The 26,970-nt window shown below is 57.1% G+C and carries 26 protein-coding genes and 1 pseudogene; 5 read left to right on the top strand and 22 right to left on the bottom strand.

The features are described 5' to 3' along the window. The first annotated feature begins 4 nt into the window (after positions 1-4). A pseudogene (locus tag B142_RS12265) lies at positions 5-618 on the top strand (TetR-type transcription factor C-terminal domain-containing protein). Between the two features lie 20 nt (positions 619-638). On the opposite strand, the gene B142_RS0107730 reads toward B142_RS12265, so the two are convergent. From B142_RS0107730 to lepA, 4 genes are all read right to left on the bottom strand, one after another. After that, positions 639-1,517 carry an HpcH/HpaI aldolase/citrate lyase family protein gene (locus B142_RS0107730; RefSeq protein ID WP_018120972.1) on the bottom strand — a complete coding sequence of 293 codons (879 nt, stop codon included), beginning with the start codon at positions 1,515-1,517 and terminating at the stop codon, positions 639-641. A 68-nt stretch (positions 1,518-1,585) separates the two neighbouring features. After that, positions 1,586-1,744 carry a hypothetical protein gene (locus B142_RS13625; RefSeq protein WP_153246881.1) on the bottom strand — a complete coding sequence of 53 codons (159 nt, stop codon included), beginning with the start codon at positions 1,742-1,744 and terminating at the stop codon, positions 1,586-1,588. Between the two features lie 51 nt (positions 1,745-1,795). Then, a complete protein-coding gene (locus B142_RS0107720; RefSeq protein ID WP_026167953.1) occupies positions 1,796-3,223 on the bottom strand; it encodes a M20 metallopeptidase family protein in 1,428 nt (475 codons plus the stop codon). A 168-nt stretch (positions 3,224-3,391) separates the two neighbouring features. Beyond that, positions 3,392-5,239, bottom strand: a complete 1,848-nt coding sequence (gene lepA, locus B142_RS0107715) for a translation elongation factor 4 (protein ID WP_018120969.1) — start codon at positions 5,237-5,239, stop codon at positions 3,392-3,394. A 104-nt stretch (positions 5,240-5,343) separates the two neighbouring features. On the opposite strand from lepA, the gene B142_RS0107710 reads away from it, so the two are divergent. The 4 genes from B142_RS0107710 to B142_RS13615 all read left to right on the top strand — a co-directional run bounded on the left by B142_RS0107710 (position 5,344) and on the right by B142_RS13615 (position 7,549). After that, entirely contained in the window at positions 5,344-5,880 is a 537-nt protein-coding gene (locus B142_RS0107710) for a type II toxin-antitoxin system PemK/MazF family toxin (protein WP_018120968.1), read from the top strand. A 199-nt stretch (positions 5,881-6,079) separates the two neighbouring features. Continuing rightward, positions 6,080-6,346, top strand: a complete 267-nt coding sequence (rpsT, locus tag B142_RS0107705; protein ID WP_018120967.1) for a 30S ribosomal protein S20 — start codon at positions 6,080-6,082, stop codon at positions 6,344-6,346. Between the two features lie 438 nt (positions 6,347-6,784). Beyond that, positions 6,785-6,925: a hypothetical protein gene (locus B142_RS13620; protein WP_018120966.1), complete on the top strand. Its 141-nt coding sequence runs from the start codon at positions 6,785-6,787 to the stop codon at positions 6,923-6,925. Positions 6,926-7,384: 459 nt separating this feature from the next. Further along, a complete protein-coding gene (locus B142_RS13615; RefSeq protein WP_018120965.1) occupies positions 7,385-7,549 on the top strand; it encodes a hypothetical protein in 165 nt (54 codons plus the stop codon). Between the two features lie 677 nt (positions 7,550-8,226). Here B142_RS13615 and B142_RS13610 read toward each other — a convergent pair. The 18 genes from B142_RS13610 to B142_RS0107605 all read right to left on the bottom strand — a co-directional run bounded on the left by B142_RS13610 (position 8,227) and on the right by B142_RS0107605 (position 26,711). Next, positions 8,227-8,364, bottom strand: coding sequence for a hypothetical protein (locus B142_RS13610; protein WP_018120964.1), 138 nt, complete (start codon positions 8,362-8,364; stop codon positions 8,227-8,229). 503 nt (positions 8,365-8,867) lie between these two features. Continuing rightward, positions 8,868-9,518, bottom strand: coding sequence for a LysE family translocator (locus B142_RS0107685; protein ID WP_018120963.1), 651 nt, complete (start codon positions 9,516-9,518; stop codon positions 8,868-8,870). Next, complete coding sequence (locus B142_RS0107680) at positions 9,515-9,991, bottom strand: ankyrin repeat domain-containing protein (RefSeq protein ID WP_018120962.1); 477 nt, start codon at positions 9,989-9,991, stop codon at positions 9,515-9,517. Before B142_RS0107680 ends, B142_RS0107685 begins: the two co-directional genes overlap by 4 nt. Positions 9,992-10,003: 12 nt before the next feature. Then, the gene (holA, locus tag B142_RS0107675; RefSeq protein WP_018120961.1) at positions 10,004-10,960 is read right to left on the bottom strand and encodes a DNA polymerase III subunit delta; all 957 of its coding nucleotides are present in this window, start codon (positions 10,958-10,960) and stop codon (positions 10,004-10,006) included. 18 nt (positions 10,961-10,978) lie between these two features. Further along, a complete protein-coding gene (locus B142_RS0107670; protein ID WP_018120960.1) occupies positions 10,979-12,718 on the bottom strand; it encodes a ComEC/Rec2 family competence protein in 1,740 nt (579 codons plus the stop codon). Between the two features lie 9 nt (positions 12,719-12,727). Further along, a complete protein-coding gene (locus B142_RS0107665; RefSeq protein ID WP_018120959.1) occupies positions 12,728-13,561 on the bottom strand; it encodes a ComEA family DNA-binding protein in 834 nt (277 codons plus the stop codon). Between the two features lie 139 nt (positions 13,562-13,700). Further along, the gene (locus tag B142_RS0107660) at positions 13,701-14,510 is read right to left on the bottom strand and encodes a DegV family protein (RefSeq protein WP_018120958.1); all 810 of its coding nucleotides are present in this window, start codon (positions 14,508-14,510) and stop codon (positions 13,701-13,703) included. Next, a complete protein-coding gene (locus tag B142_RS0107655; RefSeq protein ID WP_018120957.1) occupies positions 14,511-15,188 on the bottom strand; it encodes a histidine phosphatase family protein in 678 nt (225 codons plus the stop codon). Further along, positions 15,185-15,643 carry a ribosome silencing factor gene (gene rsfS / locus B142_RS0107650; RefSeq protein WP_018120956.1) on the bottom strand — a complete coding sequence of 153 codons (459 nt, stop codon included), beginning with the start codon at positions 15,641-15,643 and terminating at the stop codon, positions 15,185-15,187. Before rsfS ends, B142_RS0107655 begins: the two co-directional genes overlap by 4 nt. A 98-nt stretch (positions 15,644-15,741) precedes the next feature. Continuing rightward, entirely contained in the window at positions 15,742-16,398 is a 657-nt protein-coding gene (gene nadD, locus B142_RS0107645; protein WP_018120955.1) for a nicotinate-nucleotide adenylyltransferase, read from the bottom strand. Continuing rightward, positions 16,391-16,837: a hypothetical protein gene (locus B142_RS0107640; RefSeq protein WP_018120954.1), complete on the bottom strand. Its 447-nt coding sequence runs from the start codon at positions 16,835-16,837 to the stop codon at positions 16,391-16,393. Before B142_RS0107640 ends, nadD begins: the two co-directional genes overlap by 8 nt. Before the next feature lie 42 nt (positions 16,838-16,879). Next, a complete protein-coding gene (locus B142_RS0107635) occupies positions 16,880-18,181 on the bottom strand; it encodes a glutamate-5-semialdehyde dehydrogenase (RefSeq protein WP_039734081.1) in 1,302 nt (433 codons plus the stop codon). Positions 18,182-18,276: 95 nt separating this feature from the next. Beyond that, positions 18,277-19,185, bottom strand: a complete 909-nt coding sequence (locus tag B142_RS0107630) for a D-isomer specific 2-hydroxyacid dehydrogenase family protein (RefSeq protein WP_018120952.1) — start codon at positions 19,183-19,185, stop codon at positions 18,277-18,279. A gap of 120 nt (positions 19,186-19,305) precedes the next feature. Further along, a complete protein-coding gene (gene proB, locus B142_RS0107625) occupies positions 19,306-20,544 on the bottom strand; it encodes a glutamate 5-kinase (RefSeq protein WP_018120951.1) in 1,239 nt (412 codons plus the stop codon). An 88-nt stretch (positions 20,545-20,632) separates the two neighbouring features. After that, positions 20,633-22,162, bottom strand: coding sequence for a GTPase ObgE (obgE, locus tag B142_RS0107620; RefSeq protein ID WP_018120950.1), 1,530 nt, complete (start codon positions 22,160-22,162; stop codon positions 20,633-20,635). A 124-nt stretch (positions 22,163-22,286) separates the two neighbouring features. Beyond that, positions 22,287-22,565, bottom strand: coding sequence for a 50S ribosomal protein L27 (gene rpmA, locus B142_RS0107615; RefSeq protein WP_018120949.1), 279 nt, complete (start codon positions 22,563-22,565; stop codon positions 22,287-22,289). A 20-nt stretch (positions 22,566-22,585) separates the two neighbouring features. Next, entirely contained in the window at positions 22,586-22,891 is a 306-nt protein-coding gene (gene rplU, locus B142_RS0107610; protein ID WP_018120948.1) for a 50S ribosomal protein L21, read from the bottom strand. 304 nt (positions 22,892-23,195) lie between these two features. Beyond that, the gene (locus B142_RS0107605) at positions 23,196-26,711 is read right to left on the bottom strand and encodes a translation initiation factor IF-2 N-terminal domain-containing protein (protein ID WP_018120947.1); all 3,516 of its coding nucleotides are present in this window, start codon (positions 26,709-26,711) and stop codon (positions 23,196-23,198) included. Between the last annotated feature and the right edge of the window lie 259 nt (positions 26,712-26,970).

Raw genomic sequence — 26,970 nt, 5'->3', positions numbered from 1 at the left:
ACCCATGGCTAATCCGAAACGCCGAGCACAAATCGCCGAAGCCGCGATGCAGCTTTTCGACGAACGCGGCTACCACGCCACCGGAATGGAAGACATCGCGGCCGTCGTCGGCATGCGTGCATCCAGCCTGTACAACCACTATGGATCCAAGCAAGAGGTACTAGCTGATATCGCGGTCAGCTCCATGGAAGCCCTACTGCGTTTTCATGCCACCGGTTATTCACCCATGAAAACTAGCGCCGATAAGTTATTCGCCAGCATGAAATACCACACGATTTTTCATGCGGAGCAAGCTCGCCGGGCACGAATCGTGAATAGCGAAATTCGTGCGCTGGAGGAGCCAACGCGCTCGATTGTGGTGCAGATGCGTCGTGACTACGTCTCGCGCTGGATGGCGATTGTGCGCGAAGGCATTGATTCCGGGGTTTTATTGCCGACGACGTCAAGATCGTCTCCTGGGCGCTGATCGATATGGGCATTGGCGTTTCGCAGTGGTATGCCGAAGGCGGGCGTCTGACCAGTGAGGAACTCGGTGATATGTATGGGCGCATTGCCCTGCGCCAACTATGCAAGGATGGTGCACTAAAGCCCGCGGAGCACAGCAACCCCGCGGGCTAAAAACTCCCCCGTTTCCGAAATTACTTTCCAGCTTTGGCCAGCAGGTCCAGTGCGCGCCGGTAGATCGGTGCGTCGACGTAATTTCCGGAATCCAGCTCTACCGAAGATTCTTTTCTCGCGACGGCTTCTTCGAATTTCTCAACAGCCTCGCGCGCCCATGCGATCGCGTTATCCGAAGGTTTAAAGGCGGCAGTAACGATCTTGCACTGCGACGGGTGGATGCACAGCTTGCCGCTAAAGCCCAACGCACTGGCGTAGTGCGTAGCATCGATGAGGCCGTCTTCATTCGCCACGTTGAAATACGGAGTATCCACCGGTGGCGACAAGCGATAAGCCACCGAAGCCGTAGCCAGAGTAGAACGCGCAAACAGTAGCGCATCACGGTTGGAGTGATTCACCCGCAACTGTTCCGAATAATCGCCCGCACCGAACGCTAACTGCGCGACGCCACGGGTAGAGGCGATCTCTGCAGCATTAACGATGCCGCGTGCGGTTTCTACCAGCGCGACGATCGGCACCGGAGCACCGTCGGAATCTTTCAGCAGGTGCTTGGTTTCTGCCATTGCTTTCGACTCATTAACCAGCGGCTGCATCACAAAATCTAGCTGATCCGCCACTCCCTGGAGCGCTTCGAGATCTTTCGGGTATTCCTGCGAATTCACGCCATTAATGCGCACACCAATGAGCACCGGCTTGTGCGCGGTAATGATGTCCGGGTTTTGCCCAGACGAGTATTCCTCAATAAACGAGACGATGTTCTGCCGGGCACGCGCTTTATTTTCTGGTGCGCAGGAATCCTGCAGATCAAACACGATCGAATCGGTTCCACAATCAACTGCTTCTTGGAAGCCTTCGGGGTGGTCACCGGGAACGAACAGAGGCGATACGAGTGAAATCATAACTTTGAGTCTACGTGAGGAAGATCAACAATATGGTGTTAGTGCCAGACGCAGTCACATGCCGATGATTAGTGGGCGTGGACCATCCGGATCAGGGCGTTATCAACAACATGCTCATCGACACGTTCTGGTCGCAGCGCGCCTGCCGCCAGTTGCTGAAATTGTGCTTCTTGCTGGCTCGAAAGCCCACAGCCCGAGGCAGGCTGCCGTGATTCTGCATGCCACATAGCCCCCAGCATAGCGGACAGGTTGACTGCGCGGCACTGGCAGCTAAACGTCTAGTTATTGTGCTCGTTAGCTGCCGCTTTTTCCCTGGCTTCCCGGGCCGCGCGCACACTTGCCGACGGGTGCGCTTCTTCCGTCGCCAAGCGTTCAAAAGCCAGCGCCGCCAGGGCCGCTGCCTGATCACCGAGAATCGAATCGTTGAAATTAATCTTCGGCGAGTGGTTCCAATCACGCAGGTGCTCCGGTTTTTCGGGATTTGCGGTGCCCAAAAACATGAATGTTCCTGGAACCTGCGCGAGGACAAATCCGAAATCTTCCGAGGCCATCATTGGTGCATCGAATGGTTGCACGGCATCGTCGCCGAACATGTCACCCCAGACTGCGGCAGCAAACGCGGTTTCCCGCGGGTTGGTCTTTGTCGTGGGATACAACACCTGGAAATCAATATCGACCGAACAGCGGTGCGCAGCAGCCACGTTGCCTGCGACTTCGGCGATCATTTGGCGTACCGAATCAATCTTTTCATCACGCAACACACGTACCGTCGCGCCCAGCGTCGCGGAATCCGGAATCGCGTTAAATGCACCTTCACCTGCACGCACGTTGGTCACTGTGACAACGATTGGGTCCAAGGCGTCGAAACGGCGAGTAATCGCCATCTGCAGCGATGTCTGGATCTCAGCCAATGCCAGCACCGGATCAATGGCGTCGTGGGGCCGGGATCCGTGCCCGCCTTTGCCGGTAACAGTGATGGTCAAATTCGACGACGAAGACATCATCGGCCCCGGAACGTAGTGGAAAGTGCCGTAGTCCTGCGGGCCAACGTGAATGCCATAGGCCGCGATTGGGCGTCGACCAGCGGCATCCAGCACACCTTCTTCGATCATTGGTGCTGCCCCACCCGGGCCTTCTTCGCCCGGCTGGAACATGAAAATGATGTCACCGGCGAGTTCTTCGCGGTAGCGGCACAGAATCTTCGCCGCCCCCACCAACCCGGCGGTGTGTAGGTCGTGCCCACAGGCGTGCATGTAATCGTTTTTCGAGGCAAACGGCAGGTCCAAACGCTCGCGTACCGCCAAAGCGTCCATATCCCCACGCAGTAGCACCGACACCGGGTGGTCGCCACGTTTACCTCCGCGCAGCACTGCAATAACCGAAGATAACCCCTGCCCCGTGGTGATTTCGAGCGGTAGCCCGTCGAGGGCTTCCAATACCTTTTCTTGGGTGCGAGGCAGATGCAGCCCGATTTCTGGGTATTCGTGCAAGTCTCGGCGCAGGGTTTGCAACTCGGCAATAACGTCTTCTGCCGCGCCACGGAAGACCTCCCCCACCGGCTGGCCGCCAACGGTGGCGCGCACGAATTCCAAGGGTCCTTGCGCCTGTGCAGAACGCTGCGGCAGACCCTGGCCTTGCGCTTGTGGTTGACCAGGGGTGGAGGGGCGCCCAACGCGTCCCGGGCGTGCGGAACGACGGTTATTCAGCGGGTTAAATTCTGGTTGTTGCGAGTCTGGGCCGGGCACGAGAAGAAACACTTCCTTCGTTAAAAAAATTCACTACTGAAACAGGTTCTACCCATCCACAGTAGTGAAATATGTGCCCGATCACTGGATTATTAGTGGCAGCAGCCTAACTAGCCTAACTGCCCGCACTTAATCAGCATCAGTCGACAGTGCCGCCACGAAGGCTTCCTGCGGCACGTTGACCGAGCCCAGCGACTTCATCCGCTTTTTACCGGCTTTCTGCTTTTCCAGCAGCTTCCGCTTACGCGAAATATCGCCGCCGTAGCATTTCGCCAACACGTCCTTGCGCATCGCGCGGATGTTTTCACGTGCGATGATCTTCGCGCCGATGGCTGCCTGCACCGGCACCTCGAATTGCTGACGCGGGATCAGCTCTTTCAGCTTCTTCGTCATCTTATTGCCGTAATGATAGGCGTGCTCGCGGTGCACAATCGCGCTGAAGGCGTCGACAGGATCGCCCTGCAACAAAATATCCACCTTGACCAAATCCGCCAGCTGCTCCCCGGCTTCCTCGTAGTTCAAGGAGGCATAACCCTTAGTGCGCGATTTCAGCATGTCAAAGAAATCAAAGATGATCTCGCCCAACGGCATGGTGTAGCGCAACTCAACGCGGTCTTCGGAAAGATAATCCATGCCGCCCATTTGTCCGCGCTTGGATTGACACAGTTCCATGGTTGGGCCGACGAAATCTGCAGGCACAATGATGGTCATTTTCACGATGGGCTCATAGACCGCATCGTGTTTCCCCTCCGGCCAGTCCGCCGGGTTGTGCACATACTGCTCAGTGCCATCTTCCTTGACGACGCGATAAGTTACCGACGGCGCGGTGGAAATCAGGTCCAGGTCGAATTCGCGTTCCAGGCGGTCGCGCGTAATTTCCATGTGCAGCAATCCCAAGAATCCGCAGCGGAAGCCAAAGCCCAGCGCGACGGAGGTTTCTGGTTCAAACGTCAACGAGGCGTCGTTGAGCTGCAACTTCTCCAGCGCATCGCGCAAGTCAGGGAAATCTTCCTGGGAAATCGGGAACATCCCCGAATACACCATGGGTTTGGGTTCTTCATAGCCCTGTAGTGGTTCTTCGGCACCCTTGTTAGCCCAGGTGATGGTGTCGCCGACTTTGGTTTCGCGGACATCTTTCACGCCTGTGATCACATAGCCAACCTCACCAGGGCCTAAGCCTTGACACGAGGTCGGCTTCGGCGAGACGATGCCCATATCCAGGATTTCCAGATCAGTACCGGTATTCATCATCCGCACTTTTTGCCGCGGCTTCAGCTGGCCGTCAACCACCCTGATATACGTGACGACGCCACGGTAAACGTCGTACACGGAGTCGAAAATCATCGCGCGCGCCGGTGCGTCTTCTGGGTAGTCGGTGTGCGGAGGAGGGGTAAGTTCGACGACCTTATCCAGCAGTTCGACGACACCTTCACCGGTTTTACCGGACACATGCAACACGTCTTCTGGTTCGCAGCCAATGATATTGGCCAATTCGAGGGCATATTTCTCTGGATCAGCCGCCGGCAAGTCGATCTTATTGAGCACCGGAATAATCTCCAGTTCGTGCTCCATCGCCAGGTACAGGTTCGCCAGGGTTTGTGCTTCGATGCCTTGGGCGGCGTCGACAAGCAAAATGGCGGCCTCACAAGCATCCAGGGCGCGGGAGACCTCATAGGTGAAGTCGACGTGGCCCGGGGTGTCGTTCATCTGCAGCACGATCTCTTCGCCCTTGTGTGGGCCGGAAGTCGGCACCCACGGCAAACGCACGGATTGCGCCTTAATGGTGATGCCGCGCTCGCGCTCGATGTCCATGTTGTCGAGGTACTGATCGCGCATATCGCGCTCGTCGACAACTTTGGACAGCTGCAGGATACGGTCCGCCAGGGTGGATTTCCCGTGGTCAATATGCGCAATGATGCAGAAGTTGCGCAGGCGCTCGGTTTCGGTGAACGTCTGCGCTGCAAAATTTTTCGACATTACTTCCTCGGACTACCTCTCGTTGTAAACTCCCACCAGCCTACCGAACCACGCCGCAGGGTAAATAGCCAGGACAGCTAAGCGCAAAAGCTAGGATGACTAGTATGTCTGCAGCACGGCGGAAAAATAAACGCTGGTCGCCATCTGGCCCGGATGAGGATTTATTAGAAAAAGGGCTGGCGTTGATTAATGAACGGTTGGGGATGCAACATACCTCCACCCGTTCGGTGGCTCGTGCTGCTGCCAAAATTCGGGTGTGGAAATCCCGCGCGCTCAACCGCACGATATTTTATGCCCCGGACATGGATGGGCACGCCGATTCCGGCGAGGTGGTGTGGGTCTGGACACCGACCGACGGCTCCGATTCCCCACCGCGGGAGCGCGCCGTGTTGATCATTGGGCGTACTAATAACAGCGTGCTGGCGTTGTTGCTCTCGCCGAATCCGACTCATGATCACGATCCGCGCTGGACCAGCATCGGCACCGGTGAATGGGATGAGGCCGGCCGACCGTGCTGGATTCGCATTGATCGTGTGCTGGAGATTCAGGAGAAATATCTCCGCCGACAAGGCGTGCTGTTTCCGAAGCGACGCTTCGAGCGCATCGCGACGCGGCTACGCAACGAGCACCAGTGGGATTAGTGAAGAAAGTCTGCTACCCTCTATAGGGTTGCTCGTCTGTTGAGCTGCACCAAGCGGGGCGGTCAGGACCTTGGGTCCGCCCGATAACGGTTTGGTGACGCGCACCTGCGGTTGGTTGTGCACTGATCGCGGTGCTGGAAATGCCCGGCAGAAGGAGTTTTCACGTCAATGTCTATCGACTTTAAGAGGTATTTTCACCATGGCAAATATCAAGTCCAAGCAGAAGCGCGTTCTCACCAACGAGAAGTCGCGCCGTCGTAACCAGCACGTTCGCTCCCGCGTTCGCACCATGATGCGTAACTTCCGTTCCGCTGTGGAAGCTGGCGACAAGGCTGTTGCGGAAGAGAAGCTACGCGTGGCTTCCCGCGAGCTGGACAAGGCTGTATCCAAGGGCGTGTTCCACCGCAACACCGCTGCTAACAAGAAGTCCGGCATGGCCAACCTCTTCAACAAGATGGAAGGCTAATTCGGCTTTCTGAGTTAACTTGCTAAGCTTCCAGAACAGCGCTGAGTAAAAGCACGAACCGGCCCGGGTAATCAACCCAGGCCGGTTTTTCGTGCCTAAACCCCTTTCCCGCAGGCCCATAGTGGCACTCACTGCAGCTAGCCTGCTCGCTTTAGTCGATTTCACTAATTCTGTGCGTGCACGCTCCTAGATTTCTGGATTCATTGCAGCAATGCTACGGATTTGCAGAGCAAAGGTTAGATTCGCATCAGGACAAGACAGTGTTACTTAATTGCAATCTTCCCCACACTGTAAAAACACTTCCAGCATTTTTGTCTCATCTCTACAATTTCCAGTTGCTAAACAAACCTAAGTCCCGCTAAGCTTACGGTCAACGCAGAGAGGATTGCTCCCTCCCTGCTTTCCAATCCAAAAGCCAAAGACTTAAAGGAGTCAAACATGCCTATTAAGCTTCCAGAAAATGCCCCAACCACCGACAACGCAGTCTTGGCCTTCATCGAAAAAATCGCTGTAGGCATCGCCTCCATCATTTCGGGAATTGCGGATCCATTCGTTCAGGCTTTCAGCTCCCACCTCTAAAGTCACACCGCCTGGTACTTTTACGCTAGGTGACAAGACCCGCCGCCAACGATGACACGCTGGCGGTTTTCTTTTTCCGTGATGAGCGTATTCACACCAGAAACGGCTTTAGGGCCTGACTCCGATGCAATACCGGAACCAGACCCTAAAGCCTCTAACCGCACATAGAATTACACCAGTCCAACTTTCGGGGGCCGGTTCATCCTTGCCTGCAAGGGTCGCGTTTTGCCGCCTATGGACTAAAAACCGAGAGTGACAATAATAAGTAAGTCTTTATGTTACGTATTTGCGGCTCTTCTCACGTCCGGAAAAAATTACCTGGACATTCGCTTTACCGGCCACCAAGGAATTTGCCCCCACAACTAACCGCCCCTATTATTGGGAGCGCAATGCAAGGAGAACCCCAGGAGACTTCCAGGTTTCGAATTGCTAAATTCCCGCAATTTTTTAGGAGCAACCATGGCTAACCAGTCCCCAATCGTTGAGAACGACAACCTGATCGGTCTTGTTCAGCAGCAGAACGGCTTCTTGAGCTTCATCGAGGCTATCGGCGTCAACATCGCCAACGTCATTTCCGCTATTGCTGAACCATTCGTTCAGATCTTCACCGGCTCCAGCTTCTAATTCAGACTGAGCCCCTAGAGCTCTCTAGAACCTAACAACTTTAGGCTCTAGACCCCGCCCGCTAGCGCACTTGCGTTAGCGGGTTTTTGCTGCTTATCCCACGCCTTCCCCAGAAAATAGCAAGTTTTCAAGCACTCCCAGAGTCCCCCGCTGGGAAGGCAATCTCATCTTCGGCAAGAACAACCAATCCGAGAATATCTCAGTAGAACAAGTCAGCCGCTCTGTTGCACTCGGCTACCTGCCGCGTATGGATGTCAGCAAAGGAAGTTTGCACAGCCCCGCATAACGCTATTGCAGGAATGAATCAAACTATCTAGTCATCAATTACCTGAGACCCCTGACAAACAACGAAAATACTAACGCCAGGCTCAGGTGAAACTTACCGTAAGCCAGCGATCTGCCTTTATACAGCGCCAAGGTCTTGAAATGTTTTCCAACATTCATATTCCCAAGCGTCTTAAAGCACTCAACTTGCGCACCCCAGCCGAAGTCTTGACCAACGCCATGAGACAAACCGGTAGTATCACACCAAAGTAACCGTCATCGTTGCAACGACCCTCTGAACTCAAGGCCGGCTCACGAATAAGAAAACTCCCCAATGGAAAACCACAGGGGAGTTAAAACTAAAGGCCAGAACTTGCAGTTCTCACCAAAACTGTTGAACAGCTACCTAAAGCTTAGACCAGCTTGGAGGAGCTCAGCACGTTGGTGACAACGCCGGTAGCACCAGCGAATACGAACTTAACAGCCTCGATCAAGTGGCCGACAACGCCGCTAGCGGAGGTGGACAGGTTAACGAGAACATCGTTGATCATGGTCAACAATCCTTTCATGGGAAACGAACGGTACGTGACTTAGCTTAACAAGCCACTGTGTGCTGTCTGCAACCCGTTGAACAGCCGTAATTTAACGCAGACTGAACTTACAGAAACCGGTTTTTACGTAACTAACGACACAAACCCAAAACTTGACCCAGTCAAAATTACGTTTGAACTGCATAAACTTTTACTTCTATTTTGCTCTCCGACGCCTTCGATTTTCGTTACACAGCACCCCCGGAAGAGTGCATTACATATTCAGCTGCCCCATATTTTTGGGGCAAGATCAAACAATTAAAAGCGATTCACATCACCACAATTTGGCGTGTTCCCGGCCCCTGCGCCAGGGATACTCATTGTTGATACTCCTTGTTTGGTACTTACGGAGAATGGCATAAAGCATAAGGACGCATAAACAAAGCGCCCAACCACTACAGGTTGGGCGCGCAAAGGAAAATCAGGCAACTCGCGTGCACCGGGCTCGCAGGCGGTCTAAATTGCTAGTCACCAACCACCGTCACTAAACCACTGATCGCCAGCGAAGCACCGATCACCACGAACAACACTCCGGCAGCAATATCGATCCACGGGCCAGCCGCCAATACGCGGCGGCGCACCGCCTTCGTCGACAAGAAAAACGCGACGACAACAAACAACAAAAACGCGGACAGCGTCAGCGCTGCGATCACGCCAATAGCCAGACCAAGTGACGGGCTCTGTGGCAGCAGTGGCGCAACGATCGCAGCCAGGAACAGCACGATCTTCGGGTTCGCGATATTCGTCAACAAACCCGTCTTAAACGCTGACTTCAGCGAGCCCATCCGTAGCGCGGCGTCGGCAAGATCCACTGGCTTGACGTTACGATCTTGCCAACCAGTCTTCGCCATGTTCCGCCCCATCCAGATCAGCGCAATTCCACCGAGCAACTGCACGAAAGCCAGCACCGACGGATACGCCGTCAGGATCGCGGCAGCTCCAAAGACCGTGAGGCTGCACCACATCACCACACCCAACTGGATGCCCAAAGCCGCGGCCATGGCGTGCATGCGGGAGCGCGTCGCCAAGCGCATGATCAAGATCATGTCCGGGCCCGGGCTGGCGGCACCAGCGAGGTTCAGCGCTAACAGGCTAGCCCACTGCGCCAGCGTCACTTGGCGTTCTCAAAACGCTCGAGCAGATCGGCGCGCTCAAACATGCGCGCAGTATCCACCGCCGTCGGGTGGCCAAGGTTCGGGTCCGCCCCGGCATCCAACAGCACGTCCACCACAGCGTCTTCTTTCTTAAACACGGCACCAGCCAACGGCGACTGGCCGCGGTCATTGAGCTTGTCGACGTCTGCCCCACGCGCAGCCAAACCACGCACCAAATCAGCGTGGCCGTGGTAGGCAGCCATCATCAGCAGGCTGTGGCCCTCGTGATTGACCAGGTCCGCATTCAAGCCGTGCTCGACATACTCGAGCAACGTGGAATCCCCATCACGAGCGAAATCAAATAGCTTGGTCGCAAATTCCTGCAGTTGCTGATCATCTGCTCCGTCAACGTGCCGATCACCCTGGTCAACGGCGTGTTCGGGCCGTTGTGCAGCGTGTTTTTCTGTATCTTTTGGTGTGTCTTTTTCAGTCATAGCGCCACAATTTTAGCGCGCCAACTCCGAGATTTTCCGCACCGCCGATTCCAGCGCGTACTCGGCATCACCACCCTGGCCTTTCACTTCAGCATCTAGCTCAGCGATGATCATCACCGCCTGCGAGACGTTTTCGCCGCGCCATCGACGCGCCACCTTCAACGATTTATCCACCAGCCACGGCGGCATCCCCAATTGCCCGGCGAGTTTCTGCGCATTCCCGCCGTGCTCCGAATACAACCGCGCAACCGTTCCCACCTTGCTAGCCAGCGCATAAGCCAGCTTGACCGGCGGCTCACCGAGTTGCAGGGCCCGGCGAACCGAAGCCACTGCCTGCGAGGTGTGGCCGGCTACTGCCGCGTCGGCGATATCGAAACCAGAAACTTCCGCGACTCCTTGGTAGTACTCCTGCACCGCGGCCTCCGTGACATTGCCGTTGGTATCAGCAACCAACTGGCTGACCGCAGAAGCCAGCTCACGCAGGTCAGAACCGACGCCTTCCAGCAAACTATGGACCACTTGCGGCCCCACCCGCACGCCGTGCCTACGGAATTCCTGGTTGACCCAACTTCCACGCTCCGACGGCTTTAGCTTGGCGACGCGATGGACCTGCGCCAATTTCTCGATTTTTTTCATGATCGCCTGATTACGCCCGCCACCGGCGTAGACGATGATGATAGTGACCGACGGAGCCGGATTGACACAGGCATCTAACAAAAGGTTCAACGGCTCTTTCCCAGCCGTTTCTGCGTTGGTGATTACCACGATCCGCTCATCGCCAAACAGCGACGGGCTCGTGGCTTCAATGAGTTCCGGGCCGGTAATATCCCCGGCGCGCAGCGTGGTTTGGTGGACTTGCTCGCCATCAGCAGCGTTGTTTTTCACCTCGGCGGTAAGTTCTAAGCGCACCCGCTCGGCCAAAAACTCCTCATCACCAATGATTAACTGCACGCTGGATTCCATTGCCATGCCCCTATCGTGCCACAGCTAGAACCTCCCGCTTTCGGCGTGCTGTCTACCATCGACGTAGATGGTGACTGGCCCGTCGCGGTGAGGAAAAACGATCGGAATACCTGCAGGCGTGGCGGTGGGTCTTTCCGCGGGTTGGCCCGACGGATCGGCCACAACAATGGCTTCGGTGCCCGGCGGAATGGTTTGTGGGGCGATCTGCCCGGAATAATCGGTGATTTCTGCAAGTGTGTCGACAACGAGCACGTTGGCGTCCTCGATGTCCGCCTGTGGTGGCAGGCGCTGCAACCACCCGCTCAGCAGCATGGCCGCTAGCAAGGCAGCAATGGTGGTGCGCACAAACCCTGCGAGTAGTGCCGCGATGATCCAGCCGTAGCCGACAATTGCTGCCCACGGAGTGATCTCGATGGTGGCAAGCGGCAGATTTTGTGCCCAGCTGGCCACCCGGTAAATCCACCACGCTGCGGGTTCAGCGAGTTTCAGTGCCACGGCTTCTACTGGGACCGGCAGTGGTAGCGCGGCGAGCAGTGTGGCTGCCAGCCCGAGTAATAATGCGAATGAGCCCACCGGGGTCACAGCAACATTGGTAAGCACACTGACTAGGGAAACCCGACCGGCCATGAGGGATACCAATGGCATGGTCAGGATATCGGCGGCAATAGAGACCGCGAGTGCGCGGATAACGACATCAGGTAAGCGGATGCGTGACAGCGGCCGGTATAGCAATGGCACTAAGGCGATAATGCCAGCAGTTGCTGCCACAGACAGCGCAAACCCGAAGTTCACAGCCATGTCGCTGTCGAGAAGCAATAGCACGATGACCGCGATGCACAGCGCATGCAACGGCGGCATGCGAGTGGAATGAAGAATCGCTGCTACCCCGACCAAGCCCGTGATGCTGGCGCGCAACACCGACGGCGCCGGTCCCACCACAGTGACGTAGAGCCCCATGACCAGCACTGCGACGCCCGACTGCCCTACCGGACCTAGCCTGGCGGCACGCGCGAGAATGACCGCAGCGGCCACGATCGTGGCAACATGCAAGCCACTGACTGCTGTGAGGTGGGTTAACCCAGTATCGATATACATCTGCCGCTGGGTATCGGTTTGCGCGCTGGTATCGCCCAGCACCATGCCCGGAATAAGCGAGGCTGTATTTTCGCCGAGAAACTGGTGGGCAGCACCATGCAGGGAATGCGCGACATAATCGGCGAACTGGGAAAGCCCGGTCGGAGGCTGCACCTGGGCGATTTCGCCTCGCACGACCACCGGGGCCAGACCAGGCCGATCCGATTCCTGGTACGTTGCATCCACCAGGATGCGCGATCCCGGCGCGAGATCCGCAAGCTCGGGTGCGTGTTCTGCTGTTGTGTGTTCTGCTGTTGGTTGCTGAGCTGGTGTTTTCTGCACCGTTGGTTGCTGGGCGAACAGCGCCAAGTTCGGCGCCAAGCCGTCCACGTCGATGGGAAAATAATATCCTCCGAAATCGAGGGGCTTTCCGCGCCCAGCTACCGTCGCGGATAATTGCTCCGGATACGCAAACCCTGCTGCACGGTGCTGGCGGATAGCTGCCAGAAGCAACGCAGCACCGGCGCCTGCGGCCACAAGGAGGCAGTGCTGCCAGTAGCCCGTGCTTGCGCATATCACTCCCACCACGACGACTAGCCCCACCGCCCAACCAGGGCTGCCGGTCACAATCACCAATAACACGGCTGCCCAGCTGGTCAACGCGGTGGGCAATAATCGCAGATCGTGCATGACGGCGTTTTACACCGTGACCTCATCTTGCAGGCGGGAAAACTTCGCAGGCCCAATCCCAGAGACCTCCAAAAGCTGCTCCACAGAGGCAAAACCACCATTCGATTCCCGAAATTCAATGATCGCGCTCGCTGTGGCTTCACCGACACCATGCAGGGCGGTCAACTCAGCAACCGTGGCGGTATTCAACGAAATCGGCCCCGTACTCGCCCCCTGCCCAGCACCGGCATTACCGGCACCACCGCCGGTGCCACCGGTTCCGCTCCCCGAGACCGGCGGCGCCGGATCATCTGGGCCCACGACCACCAACTGCTGGCCATCACGTAATAACTCCGCATGGTTGATACGCACCAAATCCGCTTCCGGTAACACCCCTGCCACAGCGAGCGCATCGGCGGCACGGGAACCATCGGGAAGCGTCATGATTCCCGGGTTCTGCACCAACCCCACTACCGAAACCACAATGTCATCGGATGAATGCGCACCCGCATCCACCGTTCCAGTCACCGCTGCATGTTTCGGTGACTTCTGCTCTGAGCCTGGCGAGGTAGCTGCGGCATCATCGGTAGAGTGGGCATCATCGGTAGAGCTGGCGCCCGCAGAACCACTGGGTGCGGAATCTTCTGCCAACGCAGCGAAATCTGCTTGCCCCGAGCCCTGCCCCAGAGAACTCACAGCCCACCAGAGCAAGCAACCGAGGAATGCAAGGCCAGCAGCGGCCACTGCCGCGGCGGTAGATAAAGAAAAACGCGGTTTGGGATAATCGACCGCCATGAGGTCTTCTTCCCCAGTGGGCCGGGTTAATTCCGCGATGCGCTCTTTGACACGTGCAGTTGGGCTCATGCCCGCGATACTAAAACCGTGGCACAAGAAACCAGGTTGGCTTGACCACAAACCTGTGAAAACTCACGTGACAGATCAACAAAGCAAGCTCTCCTGTGGATAACCAGCACGAGATTGGCAAAATGCACGTGCTCGCGTGCTAATCTCCCACCGTAAACACCGCAGAAACACCAATCGCGCCAGCACCAACGTGTACGCGCAAGACCTCACTCATTTCCATGACCATCACCGAAGAACCAGGTGCTAGCGCGTCGACAAGCAAGTCGTACAACGTCTCTGCAGCCTCGTCTGCCTCACTGTGCTGGATGGCAATAAACGCCGGCTCACCACCAGCGTGCTGGGAAACCAGCTCCACCAATTTGTTGAAAGCCTTGGTCTGGGTACGAGTTTTACCAACCAACTCCAACTTGCCGTCGTTAAACTCCATGATCGGCTTCGTGGCCAACAACGCGGTCGACAGCATCGCGGTCGTCACTGACAACCGACCCGAACGGCGCAAATCATCAATCCGGTGCAAATACACCCACGTAGCAGAACGCGACAACACACCCACAGCGGCGTCATAACATTCGTCGAGGTCAGCGCCTTGCTGGGCAAGTTTCGCCGCGGTCATCACGGCAGCCCCCATCGCCATCGCAATCGCGGGTGAATCAATAATGCGAATCTCATCGTCGGCAAACAGCCCCACGGCTGTCTGGGCAGAATTCCACGTCGACGACAACTCCTTGGGCAAATGCATTACCAGCACGCCATCGCCCTGGCTCCGCTCCACCAAACGGCCATACACCGCAGCCAGCTCTAAGGATGACAAACCCGCCGTGGACCGCTCTACCGAGCCATCCTTGGCGGTTTTTTCCACCACGTGCAGATCCAGCACCGTGATGCCAAGTTCTGCGATAACGTCCTCACTCAAACTCGCTGAGGAATCCGTAACCACCTGAACCGTCATTTAATCCCCTCGGCCCATATTCCAGCCTTCCAAGAACCACTGAGCACCACGCGTATCCGCGGCACCAGAAAAACGCGGGGTACGCTTCGGAGCATCCGGATCAAAACCCGGGCGCGCCACCAATTTCGCCCAATGAGTATTTTTCAGGCTCGACAGCATCGGAAATTGTTCCACCTGCAAATTCAACAATGCACACGCCAACGCGGAAATCGCGCCATTATGCGCCACCAAGAGCACGCCGCCGTCGTCCCATTCCGAGTATTCTTCCATCAACTCATCAACGACCGGCCGGATGCGCTGGGATACATCGACACGCGATTCGCCTCCCGGCGGCGTCCACGTAGCATCATTACGCCACTGTGCACGAGCCCCCGGGTACTGCTCATCGACCTCGCCGCGTCCCATTCCCTGCCACTCGCCCAAGTGGGTCTCGCGCAGTCGCGTATCGGTGGTGACCTCTAGTCCGAACTGCTCCGCGATATAGCTGGCCGTAGTGGCAGCGCGATTCAAATCAGAGGCGATGATCCGGGTGATGTGAACGTCGGCAAGCATCTGCGCAGCCTGGCGCGCCTGAGCATGCCCCCGCTCGGAGAGCTCAGTATCCAGTTGGCCCTGCATCCGCCCGCTGGCGTTATACGTCGTCTCACCATGGCGGACGAGATACAGCGGGCGGGTCATGACCGACCCTCGCCCACCACAGGAATATCGTCGATATCTTGAGCCGAACGCACCTGCGCACCATCAGATTCGGAATAGGTGCCTGGGCGGGAATATTCCACACCGTCGACTTCCACCAGCGGGCAATCCCCATACAGGCGGTCCAGACCGTAAAAATCACGTTCGTCATTGTGCTGGACATGCACGACAACATCGCCATAATCCAGCAGCACCCAGCGATAATCCCGCTGGCCTTCCCGACGCAACGGCTTCCGCCCGGCGTCTTTCAGGTCCTCTTCAATCTCGTCGACGATAGCTTTGACCGCGCGCTCCGTATCCGCCGAAGCGATGATAAACACCTCGGTAATGCCCAGGACATCCGAAACGTCCATGGCGACGATATTGGCCGCGGATTTTTCATCAGCGGCGCGAACGGCCACACTCGTGAGTTCGCGAGCGGTATCAGTAGCGGTCAATGCGCACCTTCCTCTTTCTGGCAAATATGCTGTTTCCAACAAAGTTGTGGTTTCGTGGGTTGTCTAGTCACAGTTTCGCACGAACTAGCCGGTTTCGGCTAGTTTTCGGCATATAAATTGTTTTTCGAAATGTACTGCACCACCCCATCCGGCACCAAATACCACACCGGACGGCCCTGCCCGGCACGCTCGCGGATATCGGTGGAGGAAATCGCCAGCGCAGGCACATCCACCAGATCAATGCGGCATTCGTGAATATCCGGCATCATCGCCTCAGACAACTCGTAACCCGGCCGGGTCACCGCCACGAAGCGCGCCATATCGAACATGTCCTCCCATTTATGCCAAGAGACAATATTGGCCATGGCATCAGCACCGGTGATGAAAAACAGCTCCGCGTCTGGGTAGCGCGTACGCAGATCCCGCAGCGTATCGACAGTATAGGTATCCCCACCCCGATCGATGTCCACGCGGCTCACCCCGAAGCGTGGGTTGGAAGCAGTGGCGATCACCGTCATCAGATAACGCGATTCCGCCGAAGTAACCTGCTTATCCGCTTTCTGCCACGGCTGCCCCGTAGGCACAAACAACACCGTATCCAGGGAAAACTTGTCCGCAACCTCGCTAGCGGCAACCAGGTGACCGTTGTGGATCGGGTCAAAGGTACCGCCCATCACGCCGATGCGCTGCGGGGATTTATGCTGCACAGCACCACCCTTCTCGGTAGTCTCGCTACGATCATCAGATTTAGTCATGGGTAATCCACTCTGCTAATACATCGACGACGGCGGCGTCGTGCGGATAGGTTTCTTCATCAAGTGCCGAGACCGGCACGTTGTAGAACAACGATTCCCCGGTGGCAGCAGTATGCCGCTGTTGGGCTAGGTGCAGGCCCGCTGCAATATTTTCTGCCTCAAAGCCGTTAGATTCCCACGTTGAATTCGGTGCGTAACGTTGCGGGATGGTCGCAAAATTCTGCTCCGAACCCCGCGCAGCAATAATCGCCACCTCTGGACACTGCCCGTTATCGGCAGCCGAGGTGGCGACGGTGGAATCTGGTAGGTCCAGGAGCTGGTTTGTGCTCTCAGCGGCAATGCCCGCTTGTGCTGCTGGTATACCAGTAGCAATAGAAGACACTACGCCGATGCTCACCAGCGCGGTGACAGCGCGGGCTTCCAGGCGTGAGACAGTCATGCCGGGTATTATTCCAGCTCACAGACCCAGATGCGAGCTGGTTTATGGACGGGTGTGACCAGTTCCCTGCAAAATCCACTTGCTGGAAGTCAACTCCGGCAGTGCCATTGGACCACGCGCGTGCAGCTTCTGCGTGGAAATACCGATCTCAGCACCCATGCCGTAAACCTCACCGTCGGTAAAGGCAGTCGAGGCATTCAGCATGACGGCAGCAGCATCAACCTCATTAGCGAACTTCTGCAAAATGTCAGCGTCCTGCGCCGCAATGCCTTCGGTGTGGCCGGTGCTCCACTTCTGAATGTGGGCAATCGCGCCATCGATTCCGTCAACCACCTTGGCATTGATGTCCATCGACAGTGACTCTTCTGCCCAATCTTCCTCAGTTGCTTCCACGGCGTTTTCTACGCCGAAACCAGACAGCTCTTGCACCTCACCGTGAATGGTAACTTCGGCATCCTGCAATGCGCGCACGACCTTCAGCTTGTCGTCGTCGCTCAGCGCCGAATCCAGCAGCACCGTCTCAGTCGAGTTGCAGACCGAGGTGCGGCGGGTCTTGCCATTAACGACCATGGCGATGCCCTTATCCAGATCCGCCGACTTGTCGATGTAAAAGTGGCAGTTACCAGTGCCGGTTTCGATGGTGGGCACCGTAGCACCCAGCACCACGGCGTTAATCAAACCGGCGCCGCCACGTGGAATAACCAGATCAACCAAGCCGCGTGCGGTAATCAAATCCTGTACCGAATCGCGGGTTTCGCATGGCAGCAACTGGACAGCCTCACGTGGGTGCCCCAGTTTCTCCAGGGTGTCCTGCAGCAAGTCGACCAACTGCTTATTGGACTCACGAGCGGATTTCGAACCACGCAGCAGCGGCACGTTTCCGGACTTAATCGCCAGGCCGAAGGCGTCGACCGTAACGTTGGGGCGGGCCTCATAAACCATGCCCATCACGCCAAGCGGGACACGGACCTGCTTCATCTCGATGCCATTATCCATGGTGGAACCCTGCAGGATCTCGCCCACCGGGTCCTGCAAACCGGCAACCAAACGCAGGCCGTTGGCGATACCGGCGATGCGGTCTTCATCCAGACGCAGACGGTCCAGCAACTGATCGCTCAAGCCAGCTTCTTTGCCGTTGACGATGTCACGTTCATTGGCGCCGAGAATAAGAGCAGTGTTATCCAGCAGGTCCTGGGCTGCAGTCTCCAGGATTTCGTTTTTCTGCGGAGTAGAAAGCTGGGCGATCACCGGGGCCACATCCTTAGCGGCACGGGCCTTGGTGAGCACCTCCTCGCGCTCCTGGGCACGTTCGGGCGACAGGTTTTCTGTGGTTTTATCAGTCATAGCGCCCAGTATACGTGCTTCACAAGCTACTACCAGGTGTAAATAAACCGGCTGTCCGGTTTCATCACCTGCGACAGCGCGCAGCAACGCAAGGCTTAATAACCAGCCTCAACGTCTACTTCCGTCGGCATAGTCTCACCATTCGCGAATGCTTCCATGTTTTTCAGCATGTGCGCACCAATACGGTCATGCACCGAATACAACGGGTTTGCCAGATGCGGGGTGATCACACACTCCGACATCTCCCACAACGGGTGGCCATCCGGCAGCGGCTCCGGTTCGGTGACATCCAGGCCAGCACCGGCAATAACACCGTTGCGCAAGGCGTCGACAAGATCATCAGTGTTCACCAGTGGGCCACGCCCCACATTGACGACGACGGCGCTATCTTTCATCTTCGCAAACGCATCAGCGTCCACGATGTGGTGGGTCTCGTCGGTCAGCGGCATCAACAGCACAAAGAAATCCGCGCGCGGCCAGACAGCATCCAATTCGGTACTAGGAACGGTTTCATCCGCACCGTCGACAGGGTTTCCCGAACGATTGACCGCAATGATTTCTGGGCCGAAGCCCTTGAGCATCGAAATCAACTCTTGGCCGATGCCACCAGCGCCAATGATGGCGACGGTGGAATCATCGGACAAAAAGCGGGTCTTCGGCTCCAGCTCTTTCTGGAGCCAGGTTGCGGCCTGTGTGGATGGTTTGTGTGCGTGCAGCTGCGCCAACAAAAGCGCAATCGCGGATTCCGCCACGGTCTTGTCATACAGCCCCGCGGCATTGGCCCAGCGTGTCGACGAATTTTTCATCTGGTCGACGAAAGCATCAACACCAGCCAAGTGCAGTTGCACGAAGCCGAGAGATTCCGGAATCTCCGGCAACTCATCCGGGGTGCCATTAAACAGCATGCACTCGGCGTCCGCGATGTCGTCGACAAGCTCGTGGCCTGCCTCTTCCAAAGTCTTGCGTACTTTATCCCAGCTGTTGGGTTGCATTGTGAACTTCATGAGTCCGAGGTTACCGGGAATGAGCGATGCAAGGTGGTACGGAGGCTGTACTGCTGGTTTACAGGCTTACAGACGCTTTACAACCACCTTATAAGCGTTTGCAGATGCCTTATAAGCACCCTACAGACGCGAAGCGTAGTTGGACAGGTAATCCGCATGCACGACAGGGCGTTGCATCTCCTCTGGCATTTCCTCGGTCTTCTTCCCGATGATCGACTTCAGCGCCGACGAAGAGTAGTTGACCTCTCCACGGCCAACGACCTCAGAGTTCGGACCAACGATATCGACGATCTCACCAGCGCGGAATTCACCGTCCACATCAGTAATGCCGACTGCCAACAACGAGTTTCCGCCGCGGGTCACAGCCTTGAGCGCACCCTCGTCCAAGCGCAGGGTTCCACCGGAATCGGCAGAATACAGTGCCCAGAACTTCCACGCCGACAGGCGGCGTTCTTCCCGAGTATGGAACACAGTACCAACTCGGGCATCTTCCAGCGCTGGGCCAATATTATCCGCCGACGTCAGCAACACCGGCACGCCACCACGGGCAGCCAAACGCGCGGCCGAGACCTTCGAGGCCATGCCACCGGTACCAACTTTGCCGCCATCACCCGCGGCAACACCCTTCAAATCCTTACCGGTGACAACTTCATCAACGAAGTTCGCATCCGGCTCAGCCGGGTTCTTGTCATACAAACCATCGACGTCGGACAGCAGGAAGAGCGCATCCGCGCCAGTCAGGTGAGCCACGATAGCCGAAAGACGGTCGTTATCACCGAAACGCATTTCAGACGTCGCCACCGTGTCATTTTCGTTGACGATCGGCACCGCGCGCAGAATACGCAGGCGATCAATGGTGCGCTGCGCATTTCGGGTGCGATCACGTCGACCAGCGTCCGAAGCCGTCAACAAAACCTGGCCACACGTGCGGTTGTAGCGGGCGAAAGAACGCGACCACTCATAAGCCAAATGCACCTGGCCAACGGCAGCAGCAGCCTGTTTCGTAGCCAGATCCTGTGGGCGCTCTGTCAGCCCCAGCGGCTTCATACCAGCAGCGACTGCACCGGAGGAAACAACAATGACGTCAGAAAATTCCATGCGCGCTTGCAACGCGTCAACAATGTGGTCAATCTTTTCCGGGGAAACGGAGAAATCATCCGTCAGCGACGACGAACCGATCTTGACGACGACGCGCTTAGCGTTGGTGATCTGCTCACGCAAAGCAGACTCGTGGCCCATGGCCAAACTGTCGAGGGCATCCTTCGGTGGATCCGGAAACGACGCTTCCGGCGAGTCATCGTGGTACGGATCCAACGGGAGGTGGGCATGAATGTCACGGTCATGGGCATTGTGAGGCATACTGTGTAGTCTACAAAAATCCGCGTGTGATCTCACCCGCCACACTCAGCGCTTGTTTCACGCTGACAAAACGCGCCTTATAACCAGGCTAGCCCTGCCAACGCTCGCGATCCGATTGTTCTTCTTCCACATCGCCGTACACCAATTCATCGATCAGACCACGGCGTGCCTGCGAGGCGCGTTTACGCTCAGCCGCGGTGGCACGATTAGTGGTTTCCAGGCGGGCATCGCGGCCACGGCCAGCCAATGTAGGATCGCCGCCAATCATCGGCTCCCACTCGAAGGTGATCTCGCCAATGGTGACCGGGCAGCCTTCCACCGCACCCTGTCGGAAAAGCTCTTCTTCCACACCGGCGCGGGCGAGGCGATCAGCCAGATACCCGATGGCCTCGTCGTTCTCGAAATCAGTCTGGGAAATCCACCGCTCGATCTTCTTGCCGTCGACGATGAAACCACCCTCGACCTCTGGATCCTGCCGCACAGTGAAATCGGCGTGGTGGCCGCCCCGCTTAGCACCACGTCCGACAACCGCCTGCGGGCGGATGATTTCTGGGGCTGGCTTCTCGTCATCAGTCGGGCGCTGCTCACGGTCAGCCTCGACGATTTCGGCTAGCTTATACCGCAGCGCATCCAATCCTTGGCGAGCCACCGCAGAAATGATGAACACCGGCCAACCGAATTGTTCTTCTAGGTCTTCTTTGACGAATTCCGCAAGCTCACGAGCTTCCGGCACATCGGCTTTATTCAGGACAATCACCCGTGGGCGCTGCATGATATCGCCCAGACCGGTGTCTTCTTCCAGTGCATCTTGGTACTGCGCCAATTCGTGTTCCAGCGCTTCAATATCCGAAACCGGATCACGGCCCGGCTCAATCGAAGCAGTATCAACGATATGCGCCAGCACAGCGGTGCGTTCAATGTGGCGCAAAAACTCCAAGCCCAAGCCCTTACCCTGCGAGGCACCCGGGATCAGCCCCGGGACATCAGCAATGGTAAACACCTTATCGCCAGCCGAGACCACACCCAGGTTCGGGCTCAACGTGGTAAACGGATAATCACCAATTTTCGGTTTCGCCGCAGAAAGCACGGAAATCAGTGACGACTTGCCCGCGGACGGGAAACCGACCAGCCCCACGTCGGCAACCGATTTCATCTCCAGGATCAGATCGTGCTCCTCGCCCGGTTCGCCCTTCAGCGCAAACCCTGGCGCCTTACGGGAGGCGTTGGCAAGTGCCGCGTTACCCAGCCCGCCGTAACCGCCTTCTGCGGCCATGAAACGAGTGCCGATCGTCGTCAAGTCCGCCAACATCTCGCCCTGAGCATTCCGCACGACCGTGCCGACCGGGACTTCCAAAATCAGGTCCTGGCCACGCTTGCCCTGCCGGTGATCGCCTTCGCCATTTCCGCCGCGTTCTGCTTTCACGTGCGGGCGGAAGTGGAAATCAAGCAAGGTATGCACCTGGTTGGACACTTCCAAAATAATGTCTCCGCCGTGGCCACCGTTGCCACCATCGGGGCCACCGAGTGGTTTGAATTTCTCGCGGTGAACCGAGGCACAACCGTGCCCGCCGTCGCCTGCAGAAAGATGCAGGGTTACTCGATCAATAAAGCGAGACATGGCGCGGGCCCTTTCTAGAAAAATACTGGCGGTAAAGACCTATTTAAGCAAAAAAGCGCAGCCCCACGATCAGATGGGAACTGCGCAGCGGAACCGAGTGGGTTCCATGTGAAGCTCAGGCTTATTATGCGCTGGCTTCTACGGCTACTTCCTGTGCCGGAACGATGTTAACTACCCGACGTCCGCGCTTAACACCGAAGCTGACGGAGCCAGCCTCGAGAGCGAACAGGGTATCGTCGCCGCCACGGCCGACGTTCTCACCTGGGTGGAACTTGGTGCCACGCTGACGAACGATGATCTCACCAGCGTTGACTTTCTGGCCACCGAATCGCTTAACGCCGAGACGCTTAGCCTCGGAATCGCGACCGTTCGAGGTGGACGATGCGCCCTTCTTGTGTGCCATTGTGCTATCCCCTTAGTGCTTTACTTAATTCCGGTGATTTTAACGACGGTCTGAGGCTGACGGTGGCCCTGACGACGCTTGTAACCGGTTTTGTTCTTGTACTTCAGGATCCGAACTTTAGGACCCTTGGTCTGGTCTACGATTTCAGCGTTGACGGAAACACCGCTGAGCTCATCAGCCTTGGTCTTGACAGTTGCGCCATCGGCGAGCAGAACCGGGGTAAGAGCCACGGCATCGCCTGGCTCGCCCTCAAGCTTCTCAACCTTGACGAGGTCACCTTCAGCAACCTTGTACTGCTTTCCGCCGGTCTTGACGATCGCGTACATGGAGGGTTACCCCTTATCTATACTCGGCTCGGAGCTTGCGCGCCGCAGGCTGCTGGGCAGCTGCAGTGCATAAGCCCCAAGATGGACTTAATTACTAAAAAGCGTTATTCGCCGCGCTATCCACGTGCTACCTAGAACACTAAGCACCTAGATCACTAGGCCGGATAACCATCTCAAATAATTATCCAGCGCGATAGCTTCCTAGATATTAGCTTCTAGATATTGGCGCGCAGGCTCATAACAGCGACTGCCCAAGACTACCGTGTACACGCCACAAAAGACAAACCCGACTATTTCCAGCCTGCTATTTCTTCGCTGGACGCCGCACTACACGACGCCGCCGTGTGCCCTTGCGCACAGCCTGCTGCTTGTCGCCATGGTCTTGCTTGTCGTCGCGGCCGTTCTTGTCGACGGACGCGCCATCCCCGGCCCCGGTGCCACTCGCCTGTTGCCCGGCGTCGTTCGCCTCACCGTTAGCGCTGATATTGGCGCCTGTTCCGCTTGCCGACGAAATCCGCCGCACCACACGACGCCGCTTCGAGGATTTGCGCACCGCCGATTCTGCCGTCTTGTTACCAGCGTTGGTTTGCTTGGCAGCGCTAGTTTGCTTGTCAGCGTCAGCTTGCTTGTCAACGCCGGTATCAACACTGGTATTACCACCATTATCGTGGCGCCCGTCCGCAGTACCGTGCTGACCGTCACCTGTGCTTTTCGCAGCAGTGGCGTGCCGATCCTCCCACCGGAAATCCTTCTTCCGTGGGCGGTGATCCGAGCGCGAATTGCCGCGGGTACGACGACGCCGCCGCGGGCTGGATTCAAACTCTTCGACGGCCTGCTCATAGGACTTCTCAGCCACCGCGCTATGAGCAGCACTATCAGCAGCTTTTTGGTCAGCAACATTTCCGCCAGCGGCATTTTCGTCGGCATCATGTGAGCCAGCACCATGTGATCCGGTGGCATGGGTATGGCTAGCCCTGACAACACGCTTTTTGCGGCGTCCCTTGCCGCGCTTCCGAGCAGTTTCCTGTGCGGAATCCGAATCTGCATCCGAATCCGGCTTCTTCTTCCCGATCACACTGGCAGCTAGATTCTCAAATTCCGCTGCTGCAGCACGCTCACGCTCGCGGCGCTTCCGTGCGCCCTGGTCTTGTGCGTCGTCCTGCTCGTCATCGATAACGGCATCGCCATCGTCATCAAGCGTTGCCACACGACCGCGGCCATAGCCATTTTCCGGCTCATGCTCATGTGCTTGGGCAGCAACCTCTGCCTGCTTCAGAGCGTCCACCGGGTCACTGTTGATCAACAGACCCCGGCCAGCACACGTTGGGCAATCCGTGGCATAAGCCTCCAGCAGCCCCGTGCCGATGCGTTTGCGCGTGAGCTGCACCAGCCCCAAGCTGGTCACTTCAGAGACCTGGTGGCGGCTGCGATCCGAGGTCAAACGCTCCTTCAGGCGTCGCAACACCAGATCCTGGTTTTCTTCCAAGATCATGTCGATGAAATCAATCACGATCATGCCGCCAAGATCGCGCAAACGGATCTGGCGCACAATTTCATCAACAGCTTCCAGGTTGTTGCGTGTGACGGTTTCTTCCAGATTGCCGCCCTTGCGCTTACCAGTGAACTTCCCGGTGTTGACGTCAATGACGATCATCGCTTCGGTGCGATCTATCACCAGCGAACCGCCCGACGGCAACGATACGTTGCGCGACAATGCCTCTTCGATCTGCTCATCAATGTGATACGCGGTGAACGAATCCTGGCCCTGGAACGCAGCGCGGTCATGCTTACTGATGCGCTTAAGCAGATCCGGCGCCACCGACTTCACATACGAATAGATGACTTCATACGCACGGTCGCCGTCGACAATAAGCTCAGAGTAATCCTCATTGAACAAATCACGAACAACCTTGACCAGCATGTCCGGTTCTTCGAACAGCGTGACAGGCTCGGAAGTTTTCGCTTCCTTTTCTTCCTCCACGCGCTGTTTAATGTGCAGCCACTGGTTGTGCATCCGATCGACGTCGGCAGCGATGGCACGCTCCGGAACACCCTCAGCAGCCGTGCGGATGATCGTGCCGCCGTCTTCGGGCACGACGCGATCCAGCATTTCTTTCAGGCGGCGACGTTCTTCAGCAGGCAGTTTGCGCGAAATTCCCGCGTTATTTCCGCCCGGAACATACACCAAATAGCGCCCAGAAAAGGAAATATGCGCGGTCAGCCGGGCACCTTTGTGACCCAAAGGATCCTTCATGACCTGCACGAGCACCTGATCACCAGGCTTCAACGCAGCCTCGATACGACGCTGGCGTCCGTTAAGCCCCCGGGCTTTCCAATCCACTTCCCCGGCATAAAGCACGGCATTACGGCCCTGGCCAATATCAATGAACGCGGCTTCCATATTGCGCAGCACGTTTTCCACGCGTCCAAGGTAGATATTGCCGATCATCGAACCCTGGTTTTCGGCATTCACGAAATGCTCGACCAACACGTCATCTTCCAATAACCCGAGCTGAGTGACCGTGCCCGGACCATCCATGCGCTCACGCTCGCACACCACCATCTTGCGCGTTATCGCCGCACGGCGCTCCTGGAACTCGCTTTCCGAGACAATCCGCTCCGTCTTGCGGGTTTCTTCCCGTAGCTCATTACGACGACGACGCTGTGCCTCCAGCCGTGCCGGTCCACGCAGCCCGCGGGGCTCATCAATCTTTTCGACGGTGTGCTTTTCGCTGGCGTGCTTTTCGCTAGCGTGGTTTTCGGCCGCTGGCTTGGTGGCGTCTGGTTTTGCGGTGTTTGGTTTTGCAGTGTTTGGCTCGGTGGAATCGTACTTTCCAGAATCCGGCTTTTCAGCGTGCTGATCGACAGAGTGCTGGTTATCAGAGTGCCGATCGTCAGCCTGCGGTTTGCCAGAACCTTTGCTCTGCTCAGCGTGCTTGTCCGCAGCATCCTGGGCTTGCTGCTCGACGCCGCGACCACGCGATCCGCCTCGACGTCCACGACGGCGACGTCCACGGGAATTCGTGTGCCGACCACCACGCATATCCGCCGGCTCACCATCGCCTGCGTTACCGGCCTCATCAGAGGCAGTACCGGCGTCGGCGTCACCGGCCATGCCATCACGGAAGTCATCGGCAAGATCGCCAGTGGCATCCTCGGCGTGTTCTGCGGCAGCGACAATATCGTCAATCACGGCTTCGTCGAGCCCGGCCTCATCAAGCGCGGGATCCACATCCGGCGCGCGGAACACCGGCACGTAGGCGTTCATCGTAGGCTCAGCCGGGGCTGGAACATCCGGGGCGGGTGCAGGCTCGTCGCCAAGCGAAGAAGCAGGCAAATCCGCATCGACTTTTTGCGCAATCTGGTTGATTTCATTTTCCACGTTCTTGCGCACGCGGTGGCGTAGCTTTTCTTCGGCTTCTTTCTGCGCGGCGGCCTCTTTCTGAGCAGCCGTGTCAGTGTCAGGCTTAGCCTTGTCGATACCTGGCGCAGCCTGCGGAGTATCTGTGTTGGCTGCGCTTTCGGATTCATTAGAAGCGGCTTTTGTCGCTGAACCCGATTTCTTCACTGAGTCGGGCTTCTTCACGGAGTCCGATTTCTTCGCCGCAATATAATCCAAAACCGCAGTCACCTGATCCGGCGACACATTCGATTGCGCGCGCTTCGAAATCTGCAGATTCGCTAAGACCTCAATCAATTCCCGCGAACTAAGCCCGAGGTTCTTCGCCAACGTATACACGCGGGTCTTCTCCGGCCACGCCGAGCTGGTCAGGTTCGAAGCCTTTTCAATTGTTTCCGGGGTGAAATTCACCGTTACCATGTCTCCTTGACATCACATTGTGCCCCGGGCGCAGCCACTTGGCCGCTGCCGCACAGGGCATCATAATTATTCACATATAAATTCGTCTTCAGCAGGCCGTACGCGAAACCTCCGCGCAGAAACCACACAGTTGGCATTATGTCACAGAACTCTTGCCGACGAATACCTGCAAGGCACACCCGCGTACACGCCCCAACCTACGTGGCTGCTCTACCCCTCCGCTGCACCGTTAGATGCACTGCACTGTTGGAGCGTCGCA

Source organism: Corynebacterium propinquum DSM 44285 (genome assembly GCF_000375525.1).
Classification (GTDB): Bacteria; Actinomycetota; Actinomycetes; order Mycobacteriales; family Mycobacteriaceae; genus Corynebacterium; species Corynebacterium propinquum.
Note: the sequence above shows the minus strand (reverse complement) of the source record. Positions and strands in the feature narration are given on the sequence as shown.